Source organism: Bradyrhizobium sp. 31Argb, assembly GCF_043638955.1.
Taxonomy (GTDB): domain Bacteria; phylum Pseudomonadota; class Alphaproteobacteria; order Rhizobiales; family Xanthobacteraceae; genus Bradyrhizobium.
Genome location: NZ_JBEGDB010000021.1, coordinates 31,785 through 55,558 on the forward strand (window position 1 = coordinate 31,785; position 23,774 = coordinate 55,558).

Annotated in this window: 29 protein-coding genes and 2 tRNA genes; 10 read left to right on the forward strand and 21 right to left on the reverse strand. The window is 63.2% G+C overall.

Going from position 1 to position 23,774, the window contains the following annotated elements; translation table 11 throughout:
• Positions 1–4: 4 nt before the first annotated feature.
• The 15 genes from nuoK to AAFX91_RS06515 are packed head-to-tail and all read right to left on the reverse strand — an operon-like array spanning position 5 to position 11,521.
• Entirely contained in the window at positions 5–313 is a 309-nt protein-coding gene (nuoK, locus tag AAFX91_RS06445; RefSeq protein WP_027537255.1) for an NADH-quinone oxidoreductase subunit NuoK, read from the reverse strand.
• Positions 310–948, reverse strand: a complete 639-nt coding sequence (locus AAFX91_RS06450) for an NADH-quinone oxidoreductase subunit J (protein WP_130579987.1) — start codon at positions 946–948, stop codon at positions 310–312. The genes nuoK and AAFX91_RS06450 overlap by 4 nt, the downstream gene beginning before the upstream one ends.
• Before the next feature lie 59 nt (positions 949–1,007).
• Positions 1,008–1,496 carry an NADH-quinone oxidoreductase subunit NuoI gene (gene nuoI, locus AAFX91_RS06455; protein ID WP_027580664.1) on the reverse strand — a complete coding sequence of 163 codons (489 nt, stop codon included), beginning with the start codon at positions 1,494–1,496 and terminating at the stop codon, positions 1,008–1,010.
• A gap of 7 nt (positions 1,497–1,503) precedes the next feature.
• Complete coding sequence (gene nuoH, locus AAFX91_RS06460) at positions 1,504–2,574, reverse strand: NADH-quinone oxidoreductase subunit NuoH (RefSeq protein WP_394565904.1); 1,071 nt, start codon at positions 2,572–2,574, stop codon at positions 1,504–1,506.
• 10 nt (positions 2,575–2,584) lie between these two features.
• Positions 2,585–4,660, reverse strand: a complete 2,076-nt coding sequence (gene nuoG / locus AAFX91_RS06465) for an NADH-quinone oxidoreductase subunit NuoG (RefSeq protein ID WP_394565905.1) — start codon at positions 4,658–4,660, stop codon at positions 2,585–2,587.
• A gap of 4 nt (positions 4,661–4,664) precedes the next feature.
• Positions 4,665–5,153, reverse strand: a complete 489-nt coding sequence (locus tag AAFX91_RS06470; protein ID WP_394565906.1) for a hypothetical protein — start codon at positions 5,151–5,153, stop codon at positions 4,665–4,667.
• Between the two features lie 5 nt (positions 5,154–5,158).
• Complete coding sequence (gene nuoF / locus AAFX91_RS06475; protein ID WP_394565907.1) at positions 5,159–6,484, reverse strand: NADH-quinone oxidoreductase subunit NuoF; 1,326 nt, start codon at positions 6,482–6,484, stop codon at positions 5,159–5,161.
• 19 nt (positions 6,485–6,503) lie between these two features.
• A complete protein-coding gene (locus AAFX91_RS06480) occupies positions 6,504–6,668 on the reverse strand; it encodes a hypothetical protein (RefSeq protein WP_165420951.1) in 165 nt (54 codons plus the stop codon).
• A 41-nt stretch (positions 6,669–6,709) separates the two neighbouring features.
• Complete coding sequence (gene nuoE / locus AAFX91_RS06485; RefSeq protein WP_394565908.1) at positions 6,710–7,321, reverse strand: NADH-quinone oxidoreductase subunit NuoE; 612 nt, start codon at positions 7,319–7,321, stop codon at positions 6,710–6,712.
• A gap of 11 nt (positions 7,322–7,332) precedes the next feature.
• Entirely contained in the window at positions 7,333–8,292 is a 960-nt protein-coding gene (locus AAFX91_RS06490; protein ID WP_165420952.1) for an FkbM family methyltransferase, read from the reverse strand.
• Positions 8,292–9,488: an NADH-quinone oxidoreductase subunit D gene (locus AAFX91_RS06495; protein ID WP_130576955.1), complete on the reverse strand. Its 1,197-nt coding sequence runs from the start codon at positions 9,486–9,488 to the stop codon at positions 8,292–8,294. Before AAFX91_RS06495 ends, AAFX91_RS06490 begins: the two co-directional genes overlap by 1 nt.
• Positions 9,489–9,543: 55 nt before the next feature.
• Positions 9,544–9,924 (reverse strand): four helix bundle protein, encoded by a 381-nt coding sequence (locus AAFX91_RS06500; RefSeq protein WP_394565909.1) that lies wholly within the window; start codon positions 9,922–9,924, stop codon positions 9,544–9,546.
• Positions 9,925–9,954: 30 nt separating this feature from the next.
• Positions 9,955–10,563 carry an NADH-quinone oxidoreductase subunit C gene (locus AAFX91_RS06505; protein ID WP_394565910.1) on the reverse strand — a complete coding sequence of 203 codons (609 nt, stop codon included), beginning with the start codon at positions 10,561–10,563 and terminating at the stop codon, positions 9,955–9,957.
• An 11-nt stretch (positions 10,564–10,574) separates the two neighbouring features.
• Positions 10,575–11,165 (reverse strand): NADH-quinone oxidoreductase subunit B family protein, encoded by a 591-nt coding sequence (locus AAFX91_RS06510; protein WP_130576958.1) that lies wholly within the window; start codon positions 11,163–11,165, stop codon positions 10,575–10,577.
• Complete coding sequence (locus AAFX91_RS06515) at positions 11,156–11,521, reverse strand: NADH-quinone oxidoreductase subunit A (protein WP_027580654.1); 366 nt, start codon at positions 11,519–11,521, stop codon at positions 11,156–11,158. The genes AAFX91_RS06510 and AAFX91_RS06515 overlap by 10 nt, the downstream gene beginning before the upstream one ends.
• Before the next feature lie 528 nt (positions 11,522–12,049).
• Between AAFX91_RS06515 and AAFX91_RS06520 the strand changes: the two genes are divergently transcribed.
• The 5 genes from AAFX91_RS06520 (at position 12,050) to AAFX91_RS06540 (ending at position 16,162) form a co-directional block, all read left to right on the forward strand.
• Positions 12,050–12,250 (forward strand): hypothetical protein, encoded by a 201-nt coding sequence (locus AAFX91_RS06520; RefSeq protein ID WP_130576959.1) that lies wholly within the window; start codon positions 12,050–12,052, stop codon positions 12,248–12,250.
• 357 nt (positions 12,251–12,607) lie between these two features.
• Positions 12,608–13,597 (forward strand): UbiA family prenyltransferase, encoded by a 990-nt coding sequence (locus AAFX91_RS06525; protein ID WP_394565911.1) that lies wholly within the window; start codon positions 12,608–12,610, stop codon positions 13,595–13,597.
• 8 nt (positions 13,598–13,605) lie between these two features.
• Positions 13,606–15,231, forward strand: a complete 1,626-nt coding sequence (locus AAFX91_RS06530) for a hypothetical protein (RefSeq protein ID WP_394565912.1) — start codon at positions 13,606–13,608, stop codon at positions 15,229–15,231.
• Complete coding sequence (locus AAFX91_RS06535; RefSeq protein ID WP_394565913.1) at positions 15,224–15,865, forward strand: haloacid dehalogenase-like hydrolase; 642 nt, start codon at positions 15,224–15,226, stop codon at positions 15,863–15,865. The genes AAFX91_RS06530 and AAFX91_RS06535 overlap by 8 nt, the downstream gene beginning before the upstream one ends.
• Before the next feature lie 96 nt (positions 15,866–15,961).
• Positions 15,962–16,162 (forward strand): hypothetical protein, encoded by a 201-nt coding sequence (locus AAFX91_RS06540; protein ID WP_130576962.1) that lies wholly within the window; start codon positions 15,962–15,964, stop codon positions 16,160–16,162.
• A 30-nt stretch (positions 16,163–16,192) separates the two neighbouring features.
• Here AAFX91_RS06540 and AAFX91_RS06545 read toward each other — a convergent pair whose 3' ends face one another.
• Complete coding sequence (locus AAFX91_RS06545) at positions 16,193–17,557, reverse strand: O-antigen ligase family protein (protein WP_394565914.1); 1,365 nt, start codon at positions 17,555–17,557, stop codon at positions 16,193–16,195.
• Between the two features lie 390 nt (positions 17,558–17,947).
• On the opposite strand from AAFX91_RS06545, the gene AAFX91_RS06550 reads away from it, so the two are divergent.
• The 3 genes from AAFX91_RS06550 to pepT all read left to right on the forward strand — a co-directional run bounded on the left by AAFX91_RS06550 (position 17,948) and on the right by pepT (position 20,098).
• Positions 17,948–18,024: transfer RNA gene (locus tag AAFX91_RS06550), tRNA-Asp, on the forward strand.
• A 368-nt stretch (positions 18,025–18,392) separates the two neighbouring features.
• Positions 18,393–18,692: an HU family DNA-binding protein gene (locus AAFX91_RS06555; protein ID WP_027580650.1), complete on the forward strand. Its 300-nt coding sequence runs from the start codon at positions 18,393–18,395 to the stop codon at positions 18,690–18,692.
• Between the two features lie 149 nt (positions 18,693–18,841).
• Entirely contained in the window at positions 18,842–20,098 is a 1,257-nt protein-coding gene (pepT, locus tag AAFX91_RS06560) for a peptidase T (protein ID WP_394565915.1), read from the forward strand.
• A 139-nt stretch (positions 20,099–20,237) separates the two neighbouring features.
• On the opposite strand, the gene AAFX91_RS06565 is transcribed toward pepT, so the two are convergent.
• The 3 genes from AAFX91_RS06565 to AAFX91_RS06575 are packed head-to-tail and all read right to left on the reverse strand — an operon-like array spanning position 20,238 to position 21,690.
• A complete protein-coding gene (locus AAFX91_RS06565) occupies positions 20,238–21,098 on the reverse strand; it encodes a class I SAM-dependent methyltransferase (protein ID WP_130577030.1) in 861 nt (286 codons plus the stop codon).
• The gene (locus tag AAFX91_RS06570) at positions 21,098–21,403 is read right to left on the reverse strand and encodes a YciI family protein (protein ID WP_130577031.1); all 306 of its coding nucleotides are present in this window, start codon (positions 21,401–21,403) and stop codon (positions 21,098–21,100) included. Before AAFX91_RS06570 ends, AAFX91_RS06565 begins: the two co-directional genes overlap by 1 nt.
• A complete protein-coding gene (locus AAFX91_RS06575) occupies positions 21,400–21,690 on the reverse strand; it encodes a hypothetical protein (protein ID WP_130577032.1) in 291 nt (96 codons plus the stop codon). Before AAFX91_RS06575 ends, AAFX91_RS06570 begins: the two co-directional genes overlap by 4 nt.
• A gap of 183 nt (positions 21,691–21,873) precedes the next feature.
• On the opposite strand from AAFX91_RS06575, the gene AAFX91_RS06580 reads away from it, so the two are divergent.
• Positions 21,874–22,236 carry a hypothetical protein gene (locus tag AAFX91_RS06580; protein WP_245475647.1) on the forward strand — a complete coding sequence of 121 codons (363 nt, stop codon included), beginning with the start codon at positions 21,874–21,876 and terminating at the stop codon, positions 22,234–22,236.
• 403 nt (positions 22,237–22,639) lie between these two features.
• Positions 22,640–23,098 carry an NUDIX domain-containing protein gene (locus tag AAFX91_RS06585; protein WP_130577034.1) on the forward strand — a complete coding sequence of 153 codons (459 nt, stop codon included), beginning with the start codon at positions 22,640–22,642 and terminating at the stop codon, positions 23,096–23,098.
• 26 nt (positions 23,099–23,124) lie between these two features.
• Here AAFX91_RS06585 and AAFX91_RS06590 read toward each other — a convergent pair.
• Positions 23,125–23,201 (reverse strand) — tRNA-Val (locus AAFX91_RS06590).
• A 50-nt stretch (positions 23,202–23,251) separates the two neighbouring features.
• Positions 23,252–23,656, reverse strand: a complete 405-nt coding sequence (locus tag AAFX91_RS06595; protein WP_130577035.1) for a GFA family protein — start codon at positions 23,654–23,656, stop codon at positions 23,252–23,254.
• Between the last annotated feature and the right edge of the window lie 118 nt (positions 23,657–23,774).

Here is a 23,774-nt window from a genome sequence, read left to right on the forward strand (position 1 = left end):
CGCGTTAGCCCTTCATCAGATTGACGTCTTCAACCGCGATCGAACCGCGGTTGCGGAAATAGACCACCAGGACGGCAAGCCCGATCGCGGCCTCCGCGGCCGCGACGGTGAGCACCAGGAGCGCGAACACCTGGCCGACGATGTCGCCGAGGAAGGTCGAGAACGCCACCAGGTTGATGTTGACCGAGAGCAGGATCAACTCGATCGACATCAGGATGACGATGATATTCTTGCGGTTCAGGAAGATGCCGAGGATCCCGAGCGTGAACAGGATCGCGCCGACCGCGAGATAGTGTCCGAGCCCGATCGTCATTTCACCCACTCCGCCGCATCAGCTTCCTGCAGCCCCTGCCCCGACGACACCTTGCGCAGCGCCATCGCCATTTCCGGCGTGCGCGCGTTCTGCACGGTGATGTTCTGCCGCTTGATATTCGTCTTGTGGCGCAGCGTCAGCACGATGGCGCCGATCATCGCGACCAGCAGCACGAGGCCGGCGAGCTGGAAGTAGAAGATGTACTTCGTATAGAGCACGAGTCCGAGCGCCTCGGTATTGGAGACATTGGTCGGGATCGCCGCGGTGATCGTCTTGGTGACGGCGGGGTTGATCACCCAGGCGCCGACTATCAAGAGAAGCTCGAACATGAAGATGCCGCCGATCACGAGACCCACCGGCAGGTATTCGAGAAAGCCCTCGCGAAGCTCGCTGAAATCGACGTCGAGCATCATGATCACGAACAGGAACAGCACCGCGACCGCGCCGACATAGACGACGATCAGGATCATCGCCAGGAACTCGGCGCCCATCAGCACGAACAGGCCCGAGGCGTTGACGAAGGCCAGGATCAGATACAGCACCGAATGAACGGGGTTGCGCGACACAACCACCATCACGGCCGACGCCACGCAGACCGCGGCAAACAGATAGAAGAACAGTGCGGGAAGGATCATCGGCGAGCCTCCGCGCCCCGGAATGACGTGGGAATGTTCTGAAGGATCATGCCCTCACCTCAACGGTACGGCGCATCGAGCTCGATCGCCTTGGCGATCTCGCGCTCCCAGCGGTCGCCATTGGCGAGCAGCTTGGCCTTGTCATAGTAGAGTTCCTCGCGTGTCTCGGTCGCGAATTCGAAATTCGGTCCCTCGACGATGGCATCGACCGGGCAGGCCTCCTGGCACAGGCCGCAATAGATGCATTTCACCATGTCGATGTCGTAGCGCACGGTGCGGCGGGTGCCGTCGTTGCGGCGCGGGCCGGCCTCGATCGTGATCGCCTGCGCCGGGCAGATCGCCTCGCACAGCTTGCAGGCGATGCAGCGCTCCTCGCCGTTCGGATAGCGGCGAAGCGCATGCTCGCCGCGAAACCGCGGCGAGATCGGGTTCTTCTCGAAGGGATAGTTGATGGTCGGCTTCGGCTTGAAGAAATAGCGCATGGCGAGGAAGAACGCCGAGACGAATTCCGAGAGCAGAAGCGAGCGGGCTGTTGCGTTGATATTCATGACGGCCTCACTTCGGCGCGATGCCGGCGAATTGCAGCACAGCGGCCACGACCACCACCATCGCCAGCGACAGCGGCAGGAACACCTTCCAGCCAAGCCGCATCAGTTGATCGTAGCGGTAGCGCGGCACGATCGCCTTCGCCATCGCGAACAGGAAGAACATGAAGAAGAGTTTCAGCGCGAACCAGATCACGCCGGGGATCCAGGTGAACGGCGGCAGCGCCACCGGCGGCAGCCAGCCGCCGAGGAACAGGATCGTCGCCAGCGCACACATCGTGGTGATCGCGACATACTCGCCAAGCATGAACAGAAGATACGGCGTCGAGCCGTATTCGACCATGAAGCCCGCGACCAGTTCGGATTCCGCTTCCACGAGGTCGAAGGGCGGACGGTTGGTTTCCGCCAGCGACGAGACGTAGAACACCACGAACATCGGGAATAGCGGCCAGACGTACCAGTTCAGGATGGTGAGCTGCGGCAGGCCGATCAGGTGGGCCAGCCCACGGGTGTTCTGCGCTTCGACCACTGCGGACAGATTGAGCGAGCCGGCGCAGAGCAGCACGGTGATGATCACGAAGCCGATCGAGACCTCATAGGACACCATCTGCGCCGCGGAGCGAAGCGCGGCCAGGAACGGGTATTTCGAGTTCGACGACCAGCCGGCCATGATGATGCCGTAGATCGACAGCGAGGAGATCGCGAAGATGTAGAGCACGCCGACATTGATGTCGGAGATCACCCAGCCGAAATCCATCGGGATCACCGCCCAAGCGGCGAGCGCGAGGACGCAGGACACCAGCGGCGCCAATAGGAACACGCCCTTGTTGGCGCTGGCCGGGATCGTCGGCTCCTTCAGCACGAACTTCAGCAGGTCGGCGAAGGATTGCAGCAGTCCCCATGGACCGACCACGTTGGGGCCGCGGCGGATCTGCACCGCCGCCCAGATCTTGCGGTCGGCGAGCAGGATGTAGGCGATCGCGATCAGGAGCACGACGAGCAGGAGCACGCTCTGGGCGAGCATGATGATCAGCGGCCAGAGGAAGCCGGTCCAGAACGAGCTTGCGAAGAAATCAGCCATCAGGTCACGCTCACTCCGCTGCCGTCAGCATCCGCGCCGAGGCCAGGCGCGAACATTCCGCCATCACGGCGGACGCCCGGGCGATCGGGTTGGTCAGATAGAAGTCCTCGACCGGACTCTGGAACACCGCCTTGTCGGCGCTTCCGCCCTTCGACGCAAGCGCCTTGATATCGTCGGCCTTGCCAGGCTCGATCTGGTCGATCCGCATCAGATGCGGCACCGCCTTGAACAGCGCGTGGCGCAAGGCAGCCAGCGAATCGTAAGGCAGCTTCTTGCCCAGCACGTCCGAGAGCGCGCGGATGATCGCCCAGTCCTCGCGCGCTTCCCCGGGCGGGAAGGCGGCGCGGGCGGCCATCTGTGCCCTGCCCTCGGTGTTGACGTAGATGCCGGACTTCTCGGTGTAAGCCGCGCCCGGCAGGATCACGTCGGCGCGGTGGGCGCCGCGGTCGCCATGGGTGCCGATATAGACGACGAACGTTCCGTCCGACACCTTGATCTCGTCGGCGCCGAGCAGGAACAGCACGTCGAGCGCACCGGAGGTCGTCATCCGCGCCGCATTCAAGCCGCCGGCGCCGGCCGAAAAGCCGATATCGAGAGCGCCGACGCGGGAGGCGGTATCGTGGAGCACGCCGAACCCGTTCCAGCCGTCCTTCAGCGCGCCGAAGTCGACCGCAAGCTTCGCCGCCTGCGCCAGCACCGCCGCGCCGTCCTGGCGCGCGAACGCGCCGGCGCCCACCAGCACGATCGGGTTCTTGGCATTCTTGAGCACGTCGGCGAAGGAATGCTTGCCGGCGGCGAGCGTCGCGAGCGTCTCCGGTCCGGCGCCAAGATAGTCGTAGTCGTAGGTCAGGTCCGCCTTCGGGCCGATCACGCCGATCTTGAGTTGGCCGGAGCGCCAGCGCTTGCGGATGCGGGCGTTGATGATCGCGGCTTCCTTGCGCGGGGTCGAGCCGATGATCAGGAGCGCATCCGCCCGCTCGATGCCTGCAATCGTCGGGTTGAAGATGTAGCTGCCGCGGCCGGCCTTCGGATCGAAGGCATCGCCACCCTGCACGGCGAGGTTGGACGAGCCGTATTTCGCCAGCAGTTCCTTCAGCGCGAACATTTCTTCGACCGCGGCAACGTCGCCGGCGATGGCGCCGATCCGCTTGCCGTCGACCCGGCCGGTCTTGGCCGCGATCGCCGCGAAGGCTTCCTGCCACGAGGCCGGGCGGAGCTTGCCGTTCTCGCGGATATAGGGCCGGTCGAGCCGCTGGGTACGCAGGCCATCGACGATGTGGCGGGTCTTGTCGGAGATCCACTCCTCGTTCACGGCCTCGTTGATGCGCGGCAGGATCCGCATCACCTCGCGGCCGCGGGTGTCGACCCGGATCGCCGAGCCGACGCCGTCCATGACGTCGACCGACTGCGTCTTGCCGAGCTCCCAGGGACGAGCGGCGAAGGCATAGGGCTTCGAGGTCAGCGCACCGACCGGACAGATGTCGACGAGATTACCCTGCAATTCCGAAGTCAGGGCGTGTTCGAGGTAGGTCGTGATCTCCATGTCCTCACCGCGGCCGGTCGCGCCCATTTCCGGGGCGCCCGCCACTTCCGCGGAGAACCGGACGCAGCGGGTGCACTGGATGCAGCGGTTCATCGAGGTCTTGACCAGCGCGCCCAGATATTTGTCCTCGACCGCGCGCTTGTTCTCGGCGAAGCGGCTGGTGTCGACGCCATAGCCCATCGCCTGGTCCTGCAGGTCGCATTCGCCGCCCTGGTCGCAGATCGGGCAGTCCAGCGGATGGTTGATCAGCAGGAACTCCATCACGCCTTCGCGCGCCTTCTTCACCATCGGCGAGCGGGTGGAGATTTCCGGCGGTTCGCCCTTGGGGCCCGGACGGCAGTCGCGCACGCCCCAGGCGCAGCTCGCGACCGGCTTCGGGCCGCCCTTCACTTCGACGAGGCACATCCGGCAGTTGCCGGCGATCGACAGCCGCTCGTGGTAGCAGAAGCGCGGGATTTCGGCGCCGGCGGCCTCGCACGCCTGCAGCAGCGTGTATTCCGGCGGCACATCGATCTCTTTGCCATCGATGATCAGTTTGGTCATTTCTTTACGTCTTTCCCAGCTTGCAGTCGGGCGGCACGACGCTGGCGGTCTTCAGTGAAGCCTTAACCCATTGCTGGGTGTCGGCGCTGTAGGTCGCGAGATAGGCCGGCTCGGCGGCGTTCTTGGCGCAGAGGAACGGCAGATGCGGTCTCAAATCGTAGTCGCAGGAAGCCGCCCATTCGCGCCGATTGGCAAACGCCGACATCGCCTCCTCGCAGGCATAGAGGAAGTACGAGACGAAGCTCTCGTACTGCACCTGGTCCTCCTGGGTGGCCGCCTTGATCCGCTCATAGTCCGGTTGCGAATATTTCGGGTTCCTGAAGGCAAGATCGGTGTAGCCGAGAAACGCCTGACGCGCGCTGGAGGCGCGACTGCCGGTGCGTAGCTCGTTGATCTGGAACAGGATCGCAACAAAGCCGAGCAGCGCCACGGCCGCCTGCGCCATCTGCGCAAGCGTCCCGTATCTCTGCCACCAGAAGCTTGGTTGCGACATCAAGATCACTCCGCCGCCACCATGTGCGCGGGATCGAGCACGCCGACGCCGTCAATATCGGCCTTGTGCGAATATTGGTCGATGCGTGCTTCGATCTCATGACGGAAATGCGCGATCAGGCCCTGGATCGGCCAAGCGGCTGCGTCGCCGAGGGCGCAGATGGTGTGACCCTCGACCTGCTTCGTCACCTCGAGCAGCATGTCGATCTCGCGCTTGTGCGCGCGCCCCTCGGCCATGCGGGTGAGCACGCGCCACATCCAGCCCGTGCCCTCGCGGCACGGCGTGCACTGGCCGCAGCTCTCATGCTTGTAGAAATAGGAGATGCGCGCGATCGCCCGGATCAGGTCGGTCGACTTGTCCATCACGATCACGGCCGCGGTGCCGAGGCCCGAGCGCAATTTGCTCAAGGAGTCGAAATCCATCGGCGTGTCGATGATCTGCTCGGCCGGCACCATGCGCACCGAAGAACCGCCGGGAATCACCGCCTTCAGATTGTCCCAGCCGCCGCGGATGCCGCCGCAGTGCTTTTCGATCAGCTCGCGGAACGGGATCCCCATCGCCTCTTCGACGTTGCAGGGCCGCTCGACATGGCCGGAGATGCAGAACAGCTTTGTGCCGACATTGTTCGGCCGGCCGATCGCGGCGAACCAGGCCGCGCCACGGCGCAGGATATCCGGTGCAACCGCGATCGACTCCACGTTGTTGACGGTGGTCGGGCAGCCGAACAGGCCCACATTGGCCGGGAACGGCGGCTTCAGCCGCGGCTGGCCCTTCTTGCCCTCGAGGCTTTCCAACAGCGCCGTCTCTTCGCCGCAGATATAGGCGCCGGCGCCATGGGCGACGTAGAGGTCGAACGGCCAGCCATTGACGTTGTCCTTGCCGATCAGCTTGGCCTCATAGGCCTGATCGATCGCAGCCTGCAGATGCTCGCGCTCGCGGATGAATTCGCCGCGGACATAGATGTAGCAGGCATGCGCGTTCATCGCGAAGCTCGCGAGCAGGCAACCTTCGATCAAGAGATGCGGATCGTGCCGCATGATCTCGCGGTCCTTGCAGGTCCCCGGCTCGGACTCGTCGGCATTGACCACGAGATAGCTCGGCCGGCCGTCGGTCGATTCCTTCGGCATGAACGACCATTTCAAGCCGGTCGGAAAACCGGCCCCGCCACGGCCGCGCAGGCCGGAAGCCTTCATCTCGGCGATGATCCAGTCGCGGCCCTTGTCGATGATCGCCTTGGTGCCGTCCCAGGCGCCACGGCGGCGCGCGCCCTCGAGGCCCCAATCGTGGAGGCCGTAAAGGTTCTTGAAGATGCGGTCCTTGTCGTCGAGCATGCCTAGAACTTTCCAAACATCAACGATTGGCCTGGGCGTAAGCGAGCCCCGCGGCGCATCCGCCGAAGGTCAGCGCCCACAACAGGCTGGATTCGAGCGAGGCGTTCAGCCCATAGCGCTGCAGCAGGAAAATGAACGCGGCGGCGACCGCCGCGTGGAGAGCGATGTAACGCCAGTGTTTCATCGCGACCTCCCTTCCCGCCCGCTGCCATGCGAGACCAGGCCTCATGTGGTTTCCTTCAGCGTGGTCGGTCCACCCGCCGGCGCCGAGAACTGACGGTCGACCTGCGGGCCCGGCTTCGGCGGATTACCGGAGGCGAAACCATCCAGCACTTTGCCGAAGCTCTCCTTGGTCAGATCCTCGTAAGTGTCCTTCCAGATCTGGACCATCGGCGCGTTCACGCAGGCGCCCAGACACTCGACCTCTTCCCAACTGAAATTGCCGTCCTTCGACAATTCGAAGGGCTCGTGACTGATGCGATGCTGGCAAACTTCGATCAGATCGCCCGCGCCGCGCAGGCGGCATGGCGTGGTGCCGCAGACCTGGACATGCGCCTTCTTGCCGACCGGCTGCAACTGGAACATCGTGTAGAAGGTCGCGATCTCCAGCACGCGGATGTGGGGCATTTCGAGCAGGTCGGCGACGGTGCGGATCGCGGCTTCCGAAACCCAGCCCTCGTTCTGCTCCTGCGCCCGCCACAGGATTGCGATCACCGCGGAGGCCCGACGTCCCGGCGGATACTTCGCGATCTGCTGCTTGGCGAAAGCGAGATTCTCCTCCGTGAACGCAAAGCTCGCGGGCTGCAATTCCTTCGGGGCGAGGCGACGGACCGACATTTCTTACTCTCTCATTGCATGCGGCGAACGGTCTTCGCATTCAGCGCGTTGATCCGGTCCTGCCAGAAGGCGCTTGCGGTGCCGAACACGTTGTAGCCGACATGGGTCGATACCTTGATGCGATCGAGGATCGAAAGCTCGGTCACGGTTTCAAGGCGATTGGAGCTGGGATCGTAGACGATCAGCTTGAGCGGGGTCTCTTCAAGGATGTAGCGCGACACGGTGTGCTTGCGATCGCTGCCATGCTCCTCGCAGAGCAGCACGCTGTCGCCCTGCATCAGCCGGACGCCGCCCTTCATCGCCTCGATCTCGACGCCCTCGACGTCGAGCTTGATCAGATATTTTCCGTTCAGCTCGATCTTGCCGTCGTCGAGCAGATTGTCGAGCGCGATCACCGGCACTTCCTCGCCGTCGGCCTGGTCGCCGGCGATGCTGAACGCCTCATGCTTGGTGCCGGAGAGTTTTGCCGTGCCCCTGCCCGCGCCGATCGCGCATTTCATCGTCTCGAAGCGGGTGCCGTTGATCGCAGCGTTATTCGCAAGCTTCGGAAAATTCTGTCCCGACGGCTCGATCGCGATCGCCTTTTGCGAACCGAACGGCTTGCTCGAGACCAGCACCGACCAGTAGCCGTAATTGGCGCCGCAATCGATCAGCGTGTAGTCGACGTCGGCGGAATCCTTGAACAGGAGCTCGAGCTCGTCCTCGTAATGGTAGGATCGGTTGAGCAGCTTGCTCCAATAGCCGTCGCCATAGGGAAACTCGAACACCGCGTCCTCATTGAGCCGGATGGCGATGTTGCGCTCGGGCAGCGTCTTGCGCAGCAAGTTAGCGCAGGCGATGTAGCCCATGTGGGAAAAGTGCGAGGAGATCTTCGAACCGGTCGACAGCGCCAGCGCAGCCGTCCGCTCCCACAGGTTGGCTCCTTCGAGAGCCCCTGAGGCGCGGTCAAACTGGATGGGCGGCTGCACCATCACCGATCGACCTCTCCGAACACGATGTCGAGCGAGCCGAGGATCGCCGAGACGTCGGCGAGCAGATGGCCCGTGCAGATGTGGTCCATCGCCTGCAGATGGGCAAAGCCCGGCGCGCGGATCTTGCACTTGTAGGGCTTGTTGGTGCCATCGGCGACGAGATAGACGCCGAACTCGCCCTTGGGCGCTTCCACCGCGGCGTAGACTTCGCCGGCCGGTACGTGCACGCCCTCGGTGTAGAGCTTGAAGTGATGGATCAGCGCTTCCATCGAGCGCTTCATCTCGCCGCGCCGCGGCGGCGCGATCTTGTTGTCTTCGACGACGACCGGCCCTTGCCCGTCGGGCGATTTCAGTTTCTGGATGCACTGCTTCATGATGCGCACCGACTGGCGCATCTCTTCCATCCGGATCAGGTAGCGGTCGTAGCAGTCGCCGTTCTTGCCGATCGGAATGTCGAAATCCATCTCGGCATAGCATTCGTAGGGCTGCGCCTTGCGCAGGTCCCAGGCCGCGCCGGAGCCGCGCACCATCACGCCAGAGAAGCCCCACTCCCAGGCTTCCTTCAGCGACACCACGCCGATGTCGACGTTGCGCTGCTTGAAGATGCGGTTGCCGGTGAGCAGCGTATCGAGGTCGTCCACCACTTTGAGGAACGGGTCGCACCACGCATCGATATCGTCGATCAGCTTCGGCGGCAGGTCCTGGTGCACGCCGCCGACGCGGAAGAAGGCCGCATGCATGCGCGAGCCGGAGGCGCGCTCGTAGAACATCATCAGCTTCTCGCGCTCTTCGAAGCCCCACAGCGGCGGGGTGAGCGCGCCGACGTCCATCGCCTGCGTAGTGACGTTGAGCAGATGCGACAGGATGCGGCCGATCTCGCAATAGAGCACGCGGATCAGTTGCCCACGCCGCGGCACCGTGATTCCGAGCAGCTTTTCCGCCGCGAGGCAGAAGGCATGCTCCTGGTTCATCGGCGCGACGTAATCGAGCCGGTCGAAATACGGGATCGCCTGCAGGTAGGTCTTGTGCTCGATCAGCTTCTCGGTGCCGCGATGCAAGAGCCCGATATGCGGATCGACGCGCGCGACTACTTCGCCATCAAGTTCGAGCACGAGGCGCAACACGCCGTGCGCGGCCGGATGCTGCGGTCCAAAGTTAATGGTGAAGTTGCGCAGGTTTTGAGGTTGCTCGTTCATGGTGCAGCTCCCGCTGCCAAGCGAATAGCGAATGGCGAGTAGCGAATAGCGAACGTCATTTTGCGGACTTGTCCTGCAGGGAGCGTATCAACGCTCGAACCATTTTGCCCAAACTCTCGCACCGCCCCATTACCAGTTCCAGTTCGGATGCAGGCAGAATGCCGACCCGCTCCGCCAGCAAGAGATGAGTTTCCAATTCCTTCAGAGAGCCCTGCGACACGCGCAGCGACTGCACGAAACTGCCTGTACTCTCGCGCCCATGACCTTCCGCGATATTGGCGGGAATAGAAGCCGCAGCCCGCCTGACCTGGGATGTCAGGCCAAACAGCTCGTCGCGAGGAAATCGCCCCGTCAAGCGATAGCAGGACTCCGCTAAGATCATGGCATCCTGCCACACCCTTAGGTCCCGGTACGAGCTGATCGATGGGTCGCTCAACAATCATCCCTATTCGCCACTCGCCATTCGCTATTCGCCACTTCTCTTCTCATCGCCCGGCAGCGGATAATCCGCACCTTCCCAAGGCGAGAGGAAATCGAACTTGCGGAATTCCTGGTTGAGGCGCACCGGCTCGTACACCACCCGCTTCTCCTCGTCGTCGTAGCGAACCTCGACGAAGCCGGTGAGCGGAAAGTCCTTGCGCAGCGGATGGCCGTCGAAGCCGTAATCGGTCAGGAGCCGGCGCATGTCGGGATGGCCGGTGAAGATCACGCCATAGAGATCGTAGGTCTCGCGCTCGAACCAGTCGGCGCCGGGAAAGACCTCGATGATCGACGGCACCTGCGTGTTCTCGTCGGCCTCCGCGCGCAGGCGGATCCGTGTGTTCAGCGTCGGTGACAGGAAGTGATAAACGACGTCGAACCGCTTGTCCCGCTCGGGGTAGTCGACCGCGGTCACGTCGGTGAAGTTGACGAAGCGCAGGGCCGGATCGTCGCGCAGGTGCTTGACGACGTCGACGATCTTCTCCGCGTCCACATCAACCGTGAGCTGATTGAACGCAACCGAATGCGCCTTCGCCGCGCCGGGAAGCGCGCTAACGATCGTCTGCCCCAAGGCGTCGAGCTTGGCGTCGTCCATGACGTAATACCTTAGCGTTCGATAGTGCCGATGCGGCGAATCTTCTTCTGCAGCAGCAAGACGCCGTAGAGCAGCGCTTCCGCCGTCGGCGGGCAGCCCGGCACGTAGATGTCGATCGGCACGATGCGGTCGCAGCCGCGCACCACCGAATAGGAATAGTGGTAGTAGCCGCCGCCATTGGCGCAGGAGCCCATCGAGATCACGTAGCGCGGCTCCGGCATCTGGTCGTAGACCTTGCGCAGCGCCGGCGCCATCTTGTTGGTCAGCGTGCCCGCGACGATCATCACGTCCGACTGCCGCGGCGAAGCACGCGGGGCGAATCCGAAGCGCTCGACGTCGTAGCGCGGCATCGAGACCTGCATCATCTCGACCGCACAGCAGGCCAGGCCGAACGTCATCCACATCAGCGAGCCGGTACGGGCCCAGGTGATCAGGTCGTCGGCGGCCGCGACGAAGAAACCCTTGTCGGAGAGCTCGTGGTTGATGTCGCGGAAATACGGATCATTGGCGCCGACCGGCTTGCCGGTGGCGGGATCAAGGATGCCCCTCGGCGCCGGCGCGATTGCCGGCCGGGACGTTGCGGCAGTAGGGCTCAATCCCATTCGAGCGCGCCTTTCTTCCATTCATAGGCAAAGCCGACCGTCAGCACGGCCAGAAACACCATCATCGACCAGAACCCGGTCGCGCCCAGCTTTCCGAACGCCACCGCCCAGGGGAAAAGAAACGCCACTTCGAGGTCGAAGATGATGAAGAGGATCGCCACCAGATAGAAGCGGACATCGAACTTCATGCGGGCGTCGTCAAAAGCGTTGAATCCGCATTCATAAGCGGAGAGCTTTTCCGGATCGGGCTGCTGGAATGCGAGCAGGAATGGCGCGATCAGGAGCGCCAGGCCGATCACGGCTGCGACCCCGATAAACACCACAAGTGGAAGATAATTCTGCAGGATGCCGTTCATCGGCGGTGCCTTCTTGCTGCGGTTTCGGACAGCCGCAGATTCGTGTCATTGGAATTATTCTTGAGCCTTAGCGCAGCGCAACAGAGGGCGCAAGACAAGCTATTTTAAAGCTCCGTCGGGCTAGGCCGCCTCCGATCAACCGGTGTTAAGCGCGCGTTCTCGCCCAAGATGAAGAACGCGTGACCTCGAAGGTTCGTGCCCCAGATTTGCAGCTCCCGATCGCCAAAATCCACAGTGGCCAATAATCGCCCGGCCATCTCTGCGCACCTCTCGTTTAGTTGAACCGCGGCGGTCCTGTCGGGCCGACACGGCATGTTGGCCCGCCACCCCCTGTAGCGGCGTTATCCCCAAGGAATCCTCCGTCGCTTGTGACTTTTTTCCTTTAGCCCCGGCGTCCTGCAGCCTCGCACGAAACCAATCCCGCCGCGCAATGAAACCATTTTGGGGAACCCGCGAAACCATTCTGAAACAGACCAAGGGTACCTCTTTCCCCAACAGGCGGCGGCAAAGCTCGCCCGGAGGCGCAAGATGAACCACTCAATTCACTCGGCGGATCGCTCGACCCACCTGAAGATCGTGGTGGTCGCGCTGGTGGCGGGCATCGCGGTCGCAGCCTTGGGTATCGCCGCGCGCAACAATTCGGAATTCACGCAGACCGCCCAGACCCAGGTGGTGAAGGCCGGCAAGCCGGTGGCGATTACCAGCTCAGGCACCTCCACGGTCCGCTGACCCGCGCATTTCCTAAGAATGGCACAGAAGGCCGCCTCCGGGCGGCTTTGTTGTTTGGTGGGCTTGCGAAGCTGACGGCCTGCCCGGTTTGGAACAGCCTGTACCAATCCGGCGCATAGGCTGACGAAATCGCCCCCCACGTTTCGCCGCCGCCGACCGGGATTCGGCTGTATGATGGCCCATGCCGAGGGCGCAAAATCCCGAAAACCCCGCCTCCGCTACCGCCGTTAACCGCGCTACCTGGGTTTCGGTGCCCCTGACGGCCTTCGTCAGCCACTGCGGCACGATCGCTGCCCTTCCAAGGCATCTTCCGTCGCATCCGCCCCGATGCGGCACAGAGGCAGCCTGGAGGATTGCATGTCCGTCACCCACTACGCGCCGCCGTCGGCGGGTCTCGCCGACTACATCGCCATCGCCCGGCCCGATCACTGGATCAAGCACGTGCTGATCGTGCCAGGCGTCGCCTTCGCCATGATCATGGCAGGGACCGGACCGGTCGATTACGCGACGGTGGGAGAGCGCCTGCTCGCCTGCCTGTTCGTCGCGATGGCGCTGTCATCGGCCAACTACACCATCAACGAATGGCTCGATGCCCCCTTCGACGCCATGCACCCGACCAAGCGCGCGCGTCCGGCGGTGCAGACCGCGATGTCGCCCAGCATCGTCTTCGCCCAGTATATCCTCTTGACCGGCGTGGGCCTGCTCGTCGCCAACCAGCTTGGCCGGAGCTTTGCCCTCACCGCCGTCGTATTCGCCGCTTTCGGCGTCATCTACAACGTGCGCCCGATCCGCGCCAAGGATCGCGCCTTCCTCGACGTCATCGTCGAGTCCCTCAACAATCCCCTGCGCTTTCTGTTCGGCTGGTTCGCGGTGGTCCCGCATATCGCCCCGCCGATCTCGATCCTGCTTGCCTACTGGTTCGGCGGCGCCTTCCTGATGGCGGCCAAGCGCGTCTCCGAGCATCGCGCCATCGTCGAGGCCGGCGGCACCGCCAACCTCGCCGCCTATCGCCCCTCCTTCGCCGTCTATACGCATTCGAGCCTGGTGACGAGCTGCCTCGTCTACGCCCAGGGCTTCGCTTTCATGATGGCGATCTTCCTGATCAAGTACCGGATCGAATACATCGTCGCGATCCCGTTCCTGATCGCGCTGTTCGCCGCCTATATGCGGCTCGCGTTGACCCCGGATTCCGCGGCCGCGCGGCCTGAGGAGCTGATGCGCCAGCCGTCCATGCTGATCGCCGCCGCCGTCACCATGGCGCTGTTCGGCATCCTGACCTTCGTCGACCTGCCGCTGCTCAACAGCCTGACCAGTTCGGACCTCATTCGTCTCAGCACGGGTCACTGACCATGTCGATGACGGCTTCTCTGAGCGACCCACGAAACTACGCCGGCGTCGCGGTCGCGACGCTGGCTTTCGCCGCGCTGGCGCTTCTGCTCGACGGCCCGGTCTGGCTGGTCAAGCTGGTACCGACCCAGGACGGCCCGGTGCATCTGGCACAGGCCGACCTGATCGCCCGCCTCGGCTGGGGTGGCGTCCTGCAGGAGCCTGCCGCCTCCTTCTACCAGTGGAATTCGCGCATCGAACCGAACTCCGCAATCTATCTGTTGCTCGCCGGCCTGATCCGGCTGACCGGGAATCCGCTGCTCGCCAACACGCTGTTCTTGAGCCTGTACGGGCTGATCTGGATTGCGGCCGCCTTTGTGGTGTCCCGCACTGAGACCGAGCGGCCGCTGCTGCCGATGCTGCTGCTGTTGCCGGTCGCCTTCGGCGTCTTCATCCATTGGGGCTTCTACAATTTCGCTCTTGGCGTGCCGCTGTTCCTCTTGTTCGCAAGCTTCTGGAGCAAGGTGCGCGGGCGCGGTGACATCTTCACCTTCACCTTCCTCGCCACCGCACTGTTCCTGGCGGCCCTCTACCTGACCCACATCACCTCCGTGGTCGCCGCCTGCCTGCTGCTTGCGGCTGACGGTATCGCCCGTGCGCTCCGCACGCTGGAGCACGCCGGCCCGCGCGCCGCCGGCCGACGATTGCTCATCGATGGCGCCTGGGCCGCTGCCGCGGCCATGCCGGTGCTGGTCCTGATCGCAGGCTTCCTGCTGACCTATCAGAACATTCCCGGCGATGTGCCGGGCGGCGAAGGCGGCATCACGCAGATCCTGCGCCGGATCGTTGCCGCCACGCACCTCTTCACCTTCACCTCTTGGGAGGTGGTAGCGCTGGCGCCGCTTCTGGTGGCGGTGCTGGTGGCCGGCGCCACGGCGCTGCGCAGCTTGCGGTCGGGCAACCTGACCTGGCCCGTCTTCTTCGTCCTTGTCGTGCTGCTGTCGCTCCTCAACCTGAAGACTGGCTCGGCGCTGCTGTCGGAACGGCTCGCTCCCTATAGCTGGATCGCGGTCGCGCTCTTCATCGCGAGTCGCCAGCCGCACGAAGCGCTGGTGCGCATCCTGTGCTTGGCCGCGATCGCCGGCCTGGTCGGCCAGACCGCGATCCGCACGGTGGCCTACAAGAGCTGGGCGCCGGTTTTGGAAAGCGAGCTTGAGATCGGCCGCGAGAATCCCGGCAAGACCTTCGTCAACGCCGACTTGATCGCCCAGCGCGACAGCTCCCTGTTCGCCTGGCGCATTCGCCCCACTCTGCATGCGGCCCAGACCGCGGCGCTGGCTGCCCGCGGCGCAGGTCTCTCCTCCACACTGCCCTCGACCCGCTATTTCGGCTATTTTCCGCTGCAATATGTGCCGTCGCACGATTTCCTGCGCGCGACCGCCGACTGGGAAAGCAAGCGCGATGCCGCTGAGCTGGCAAAATTCCAGAGCGCCAATCGAGGCGCGCCGCAGGTGCTGATCGTGTCGTCCTCCGACCAGAGCGGATCAGCCGTCGCAAGCAATCTCGGCTATCGCGACTGCAAGGCGAACCGAAGCGGCGGACGCGAGATCGTGGCTTGCACGATTCCAAACCAGTTGAGTGCGATGCGTGACTGACCTTACCCTGGACATGGCCCCAACGCCGCTGAAGCGGCCGGATGCAGCCGACGCCGCCGCGGATACGCTGCTCGGCCTCCCGATATCGATGCCGCTGGTGCTGGACCTCGACGGCACGCTCATCAAGGGCGATCTGCTCTACAAGAGCTTCTTCTCGATCCTGCGCCGCAATCCGCTGATCGTGCTCGCCTGCGCCAGATGGCTTTTGCGAGGACGCGCCGCGCTCAAGCGCCAGCTTGCGCTGCGCAACCGCATCGACTGGGATCAGCTCGAATTCCATCAGGAGGTTGTCGCGCTGGCGCACCGGGAGCAGACGGCTGGTCGCATGATCGTGCTTGCTACCGCCGCCGACGCCGTGCTCGCCGCCCAACTCGCATTCCGCCTGCCCGTCTTCGATCGGGTGTTCGCCTCCGACGGCAAGGGAAACCTGAAGGGACCGGCCAAGGCCGCGTTGCTCCGCGAGCTATTTCCGGAAGGCTTCATCTACGCCGGCGACAGCAAATCCGACCTCGCAGTCTGGGTCCACGCCAGCGGCATCATCCTCGTCAACACGCGACGATCGGTCCGTGACGCCGCGCTGGCCCTGGGACGGCCAACGCTGGATTTATCCACCCGGCCAGACAGCCAGCGTTAACAAGCGCTAACGCAATCGTTCGATTGCAATTGACGTTGCGATCCCAAGCTTAAATTTCGGCGCGTATAGAGAAGGCCAGTAGGACCCTCGCCGCCGATGAATCTGCATCAGGAAACATACTCCTCCGGCTTCAAGATCGTCTGCACCGATTGCGGCAGCCTATCGATCAAGCTGGAGAGACCGGCCGCCGCATCCGGTGACACGGTCATCGAGTGCCGCTGCTGCAACGCCGTCCGCGGCACATTGGCCGATCTCAGGAATCTGGCCCGCCGCGGCCGCGACCTCTACGAATTCTAGCCTGGGCCTGGGATCGGGCGACCTCCGCCGTCAGGCGGCGTTCAAGCGAGCGCCGACGCCCGGTGCCGGAATGGTCCTGATCGGACCGTCTCCGAATACCCAGGCTTGCTCTTCAATATCGAGCGCACTGCTTCGCAGCTTTGCGGCGTATCCCAGAAACAGGAACAATGCGAGGTCCCTGCTGATCCTGCCATGCGCCATGCTCAGCATAAGCGTGAACACCAGGCTGCACAGCACAAAGCGGGCTTCGCGATTGATCCTCGCCAGCGAGACCATCCGCGTTCCCATCGCGTGATAGAGCAACAGGATGAGGAAGATACCCGCCGGCCAGCCGAATTCGATGATGGCCTGCAGGATCGAGTTGTGAACCTGGAAGCCTTTCAGGCACGACCGCTGGGGGAAACCGTCCAGTCCCAGTCCCGTCAGCCCCGCTTCCGGCAGCAACGCGAAGGCGTCCTTGTAGAGCTGCTGCCGGATGATGATCGAATTGTCCGGGTCGATCGAAGGACAGGAAGCTTGCGAAGGCGGAGGCGCTGGCACTGGCGGAGCCGCCTCGGTAGCAACGCGGCCTGATGCGGCGGGGGCTGGCAGTGCACTTGCCGGCGGCGAAACCGGCGGCGCCGGCGATTCATCGTTGCCCGGCTCCGCAACCTGAAAACCCAACGCCGCTTCGGCGAGCTTGGCGAATCTGAGCGTTGTTGATGACCTGACGACTGCGCCAAGCGCAACCGAAGCGATCGTGACGCACACGATCACAGCAATGAATTTGCGCTGGCCGGCCTTGGCAACCAACATCGCTGCGAGCAGCGCCACCACGATCACGATGAAGGAGTAGCGTACCATCGACGCCGCGAAGATGGCCAGGGGCACGGCCGCGAGGATCGAAATCCATGCAGTCCGTCGCCAATTGAGTTCTGTGCAGGCCAGCGCCAGAAGCAGCAAGCCAAGCGCTGTCGTGAATTGCGCCGGCGCAGCGTCGTACTCGTCAAAGACCAGCGGCTTACCATGGTGGTCGTTCCATTGACCAAGCAGCGCCACCAGGGTGACGACGGCTCCGACCGCCACGATCGCGCCTGTGACGACCACGAAGGCTTGAGGAACTTGCCCACAACGGGAGCTCACCCTGACCGCGGGATAGGCCGCGAGCGACAACCCCAGAAGGGCGGCCTCTTTCGGCGCAGCGACGCCGTTGACTGCGAACGAGAGCGCGATGCCGCAACAAAACAGCACGAACAGCACGTCGCAAATGTCGGGCCTGAATTCACGCCATCTCGCCAGAAGAAGGAGCGCAGCAATTGGCGCGGCCATCAGCAGACCGGTGATTGTCGAGCCGGTCCCGGCGAAACCGTGCGCGAGCACCGCAATCGGCCCCGCGGACAGCAGTATGGCGAACAATACCGATTGCAAAGCCCGGCCCTCGTGAAACTGATAGTGTCGAAGCTCAATCAGAAGAGTTCTCAGAACAGTTCTATATCGACTCCATGACAGGTCTCGCAATTCCAAAGGTAGCGGCACGCGCCGGTCGCTACTCGAAGTAAATTCGCTCTATGCTTGTGGCAATACGATGGCACCTCCAAGCGCCTCTGATCGGAACAGCTTCCGGCCTGCCATCTGATGGAACCCGGCGAGTCGCCTCGAGGCAGGAAACGCGGAGCCTTCCGTGCAGCGCCGCTGATTCCCCATCAACACACTGCAAAGCCCTGCAGGACCCAGGGAATCTCAACGTCCTTGACTTCAAAAGACCGCCCCTTTAAGTCCCCCACGTCTCGCGGAATTGCGCATCACGCGGGAGTAGCTCAGTTGGTTAGAGCGCCGGCCTGTCACGCCGGAGGTCGCGGGTTCGAGCCCCGTCTCTCGCGCCATTTTGGCGATGTGTTTCAAACAGTTAGCTCCGCGCTCGACTTTCGATCCGTCCCCTTCGCCAAACTTCCCGCCGGCAACTCGGCGGCTTCAGTTGTTGCGAACGGACCAGTTCGCACAACCGTTTCGTAGCTGCGACGTTTGGCGGTTTTGCGGTTTCGATGCGGGAAGTGGCCGATTTTCGGGCGAAACGGCGTAGTCAGTCAGGGTCCGAATCGAATAAGGCCTGAAATGTCAGGGTTTCCTGGACCCTCGCCATCGAGACCCCCAAGGGCTCCAGATCTCCCGTCGACGCGTTTTCCCCAACGATTCAGCATCCGCTTCGTTCGAAAACGCTTCTTTAAGCCGTTCATCACGAGGAGGGCCACACATGGCGAAGAAAGCAGCGACCCCGGCGACCATCACCCTGAAGCATCTGGCGGCGGCGATCGCCGAAGACCAGGAACTCTCCAAGAAGCAGGCCGAAAGCATCCTGACCGACGTCGTGACGCGAATCACCAAGCACCTGAAGAAGGGCGAGCGCATTCGCATCGTCGGCCTCGGCATCCTGCAGGTGCGCAAGCGCGCCGCCCGGATGGGCCGCAACCCCGCCACCGGCGAGCAGATCCACATCAAGGCCAGCAAGAAGGTCGCCTTCCGCCCGGCGAAGGAACTCAAGGAAGCCATCTGATCGGCCAAGTGATCGGCCAAGTGACCGGCCGAGCCCCTTCGTTCAGTCAGCGCCATTCCGGCTCTTCGACGCGGCCCCCGGAGTGGCGCTTTTCTGTTATAGAACTAGCCCAATCCCTCTCTCGTCCCCCTCTTGGACTTGCGGTCACCATGCTGGCTCCAACGCTTGATTTCAAACACACCGTTACCGAGCGCTTCCTGCGCTACGTCGTGATCGATACTCAGTCCGATCCGGAATCGCCAACCTGCCCTTCCACCGAGAAGCAGAAGGATCTCGGCCGCCTCCTCGTCTCGGAATTGCAGGCGATGGGGCTCAGCGACGCCCATCTGGACCAGCATGGCTACGTCTACGCGACCATCCCGGCCACATCAGACAAGAAGGTGCCGGTGATCTGCTTCTGCTCGCACATGGACACCTCGCCGGACTGCACCGGCAGGAATGTGCGGCCGCAGATCGTGAAAAACTATCGCGGCGGCGACATCGCGCTGCCAGCCGACCCCGCGCAGGTGATTCGCGCCGCCGAGCACCCAGCGCTTTCCGACCAGATCGGCAACGACATCATCACCACCGACGGCACCACGCTGCTGGGAGCGGACAACAAGGCCGGCGTCGCCGAGATCATGGATGCCGCCCATTTCCTCGTTAACAATCCCCAAGTGAAGCACGGCACCATCAAGATCCTGTTCACGCCCGATGAGGAGATCGGCCGCGGCGTCGACAAGGTCGACCTGAAGAAGCTCGGCGCAGATTTCGCCTATACGATCGACGGCGAAACCGCCGGCCATATCGAGGACGAGACCTTTTCCGCCGACGGCGCCAGCATCACGATCGAAGGCGTCTCCACCCATCCCGGCTTCGCCAAGGGCAAGATGGAGCACGCGATCAAGATCGCCGCCGCGATCGTCGAGCGGCTGCCGAAGACCACCTGCTCGCCGGAAACCACCGAAGGCAAGGAAGGCTTTCTGCATCCGATCGCGATCTCGGGCGCGCTGGAGCAGGCCAGGCTCGACTTCATCATGCGCGATTTCACGGAAGCCGGGCTGAAGGAGAAGGAGGCGCTGCTGGAGGCCATCGTCAAGGACGTGATGAAGGCCTATCCGCGCTCGACCTATCGCATGGAGGTCAAGCAGCAGTACCGCAACATGAAGCAGGTGATCGACCGTCACCCCGAGATCATCGACTACGCGGGCGAAGCCATCCGCCGCGCCGGCCTGACACCGGTGAAGACCTCGATCCGCGGCGGCACCGACGGCTCGCGCCTCTCGTTCATGGGCCTGCCCTGCCCCAACATCTTCGCCGGCGAGCACGCCTTCCACTCGCGCCTGGAATGGGTGAGCCGGCAGGACATGGAAAAGGCGGTGCAGACTATCGTGCATCTCGCGATGATCTGGGAAGAGCGGGCGTAGCGGTTACGTACGCAAGCTTTCTCCCCCGTCACTGGGAGCGCCAGCGAAGCAATCCATCCCTCCACATGCGCGGAAGCATGGATTGCTTCGTCGCTATCGCTCCTCGCAATGACGGTAAGGGCGCAATGACGGTGGGCTGCTACGAAGCCTTCGCCGTCACGATCCAGATCGAGGCGGGCAGCATCACCGAATTGCCTTTGACGAACGGCGCGAGCGCCTCGCGGATCGCACCGGCGGCAGCGGCGCGGAGTTCAGGTGGCTGATCCTGCAGCGCCCGGCTGACCGGCCCGATCTCGAGCGCGCCTTGTACGGCGCCATCGAGGCCGCCGCCGATCGCCGCATCGAGCGAGAGCGGGCACGGCTCCATCTCCACATTCGTAAAGCCGGCCGCGCCGAGGATGCGTCGCACACGTTCTTCCGAGGCGAACGCGAACGGCCCGGGATCCTCGGGCCCCTGCTGCGGCAATTTCGGCACGTGTTTGTAGGCGGCCTGCAACGGCGTCATGAAGAATGGATTCTCGCGCGGCTCGCGCCAGCAGATGAACGCAAGCCGCCCTGACGATCGCAGCGCCTTCCTCATATTCGCAAACGACACCGCGGGATCGGCAAAGAACATCACGCCGAATCGCGACGCCAACAGGTCGAAGCTTGCGGGAGCGAACGGGTACACCGTTGCATCCGCGAGCGCGTACTCCAGCGACAATCCCGGCGTCACGCGTTGCCGCGCCCGCTCGAGCATCGGGCCTGATACGTCGATGCCGAGCACGTGGCCGGACGGCCCGACCTTCCCTGCAAACGCGACGGTGGTCGCGCCGCTGCCGCAGCCGATGTCGATGACGCGCTCGCTTGTCTTCGGCCTGGCGCGATCGATCAGGATGTCGAGGACCGGAGCCAGCAGGACGTCCTGCGCCGCTTGCCGGTCGGCCCAGCGCTGGCCGCCCGGCCCGTTCCAGTAGGCGATCTGGTCGGCGTTTTGCTCGTGGCCAAGGGCGGCGTCCATCAGCAGGTCTCTTTCGTCGCAGCCTGCAGCATCGGCATCACCTGATAGGTGAAGCCGGCATCGGCCTTCATGACGGGATCGTTGGCGAGAATGGTCTGCGGGTCGGCATCGTCAGGCAATTGTAGCACGCCTAACCCCCAGACGCCGGCCGGATCAGCCACCGGGCCAAACACAATCGCGTTGCCAGCCCGCAGCAGTTCCCCGCAATAGGCCGTGTGAGCCTGCATGATCTCGGCCTCGCCAAGTGTCATGTCCTGCGGAAAGGTCGGACGCGGCGGAACAAGCTTGCAGACGAAATATCTCATTGCGGCGCGTGCTTCGCGGCGCTGCCGGTCTTGGGTTTCTTCTGCGTCGTGTTGGTGGCCGAAGGGGCCGCGTTGTCACTGCGCACGGCGCCCCAGGGATCGCTGGGCCCCGCCTTGTCGGGAATGTTGCGCAGCGATCTCTTGTAGGCGCGCTCGGCGTTGCGCTCTTCCTCCTTCTGCGACGGACTCTTGTCCTTGTCGACGTCGCCATATTGCGGCACGGCATTCTGCGCGAACGCCGATCCGGCCATCAGCGCGACCATCACGGCGGCAACAAAGACTCGCATGGGCAGCTCCCCGGGTTTTCACGCAATGATATCACCCGGTTGAGCGCATCGCCAATCCTCCGGCGAGCGCAGCGCCGCGCATTGAGGCCGCATTGCTTTCACCGAATGGCCACATGAAAAGCAGATGCCAACCAGATTTCCCGGATAGGACTTGTTTGGTCTTCAACCTGGAAAGGCATGACCATGCGCATCTTTACGGCATCCGCCATCATTGCAGCTCTTTGCCTCGGAACACCGGCTTTGGTGCTGGCGCAGGGAACTCCCTCGCAACGTGGGGCGGAGTCGCCGCCCGCTCAGTCCGAGCCCGGCACCGTTATACGGACCATACAGGTTGTCGACGTCAAGGAACTGCAGCCGGCGGTGCGCTCGAAAGTCGATGAGATCATCTCGCAGACGAGCGATGAGGACATGCAGTCACTTCGGAAGACCATCGACGCGACGCCGCAGGCGCTATCCGCGCTCAAGGCCAAGGGCATGACGTCGTCGCAAGTCGTTGCCATCAACATCGCCGACGGTGTCCTGACGATGTTCACGAAGACGGCGTGAGATCGGCGGAGCTTGCGTCGCTCGTTGAGCGGCGCCTTGCTCGAAGATTCACTTGCTAACCAAACCAGTCCGCCTTTGCTCTGCGAGCTTCGGCGCGACAGTCTTCGCCCTACGTACTCCGGCTTGCCGAGCCGAAGCCCGCAGGGCGAAGGCTGGTCCATGCGCGCCTCTTTGCGCTCCGCAACCCTCTCTGATTTGCGTATAAGGTTTTCCCTTTCGCGTTGCGCTCGCTCAGCCTGCCTCTTCTCTTGGATCTTTTTGTCTAATTCCTGCATCGCACGATCGAAGCGCATTCGCGCGAGCTCAATCGGGACTGATGCGCTATTCTTGCCCATCTGATGAAATGCAGCCGTTGCGGCTCCGTGCTGGCGACATTATGGGTAATGTGCCAGCGAGGATCATCATGAGCTTGAGAGAAGGCGCCGCGGCCATCGTGATCGATACAGATGGTCGCTTTCTCATGCAATTGCGCGACGACAAGCCCGGTATCGTTGATCCCGGCAAGATCAGCCTTTTTGGTGGCCGACGCGAAGGCAATGAGACTTTCAGGGACTGTATCGCCCGTGAGATCCACGAAGAACTGGGCTGCCGTCTGCCGGCAGAGAGCTTCCAGCATCTCGCTCGCTGCGTTGGTTCAAACCACCCGATTACCGGTGGCAACTTTCACGCCGAGATATTTATCGTCCGATCGATTTGTTCTGAAGAGCTGACGATTACCGAGGGCCAGCTAAAGACGTTCACACTCGCCGAGCTTTGTCAGATCAGGGAATCCCTCGCGCCGCTTGCCCAATTTGCCGTCGACGCCTTCTTGTCGGAGGCCAAATCGACCAACATGACTGTTCCGGAGCTACCTGGCCCCTGAAATCCCAGCGCGGGCAGCGGGGCTTGTGGTGGGCGGCGAGAGATTCGAACTCCCGACCCTCTCGGTGTAAACGAGATGCTCTAACCAGCTGAGCTAGCCGCCCTCGCCCGCTTCTTTACCCTCGCCCTGCCCCTAGGCGCAAGGTCGGGGCCATCATTCAGTCGGAAGCCCCGGCAACGCCTTGAGATCGTTGATCCAGGGCGCGGCCGAGCGGCACCAGATTTGGCGCCGGGGCTGCAATTGGTCGCGCTGGCGGATGCTGCCCCAGCGGATACCCCAATCCTCGGGGCCCCCGTCCTCGCCGCTCGTAAACAGCGGGGAACCGCATTCGGGGCAGAAATGCTGGAAGCGGATCCGGCCATTGTCGCCGGCCTTCCCATAGATTTTCGGCGATTTGCCCGTGAGGCGTATTGCGTCTCCGGCGCAGATCACGGTGACGCGGTAGGGGGAGCCGGTCAGCGTCTGGCAATCCGTGCAGTGGCAGATCGAGACACGCTCGGGGTCGATATCGGCCTCGTAGGTCACGAAGCCGCAGTGACATTGTCCGTCGATCTTCATGGCGCCCTCCTCTCCGCCTGCTCCCTGTCCTAGGGTCTGTCGGGATTCAGGATTCTCATTCGTGCTTGGCTGTGATTCAAGCTTTGGATGGAACGATTCGTTTTGACTGACGGCCAAT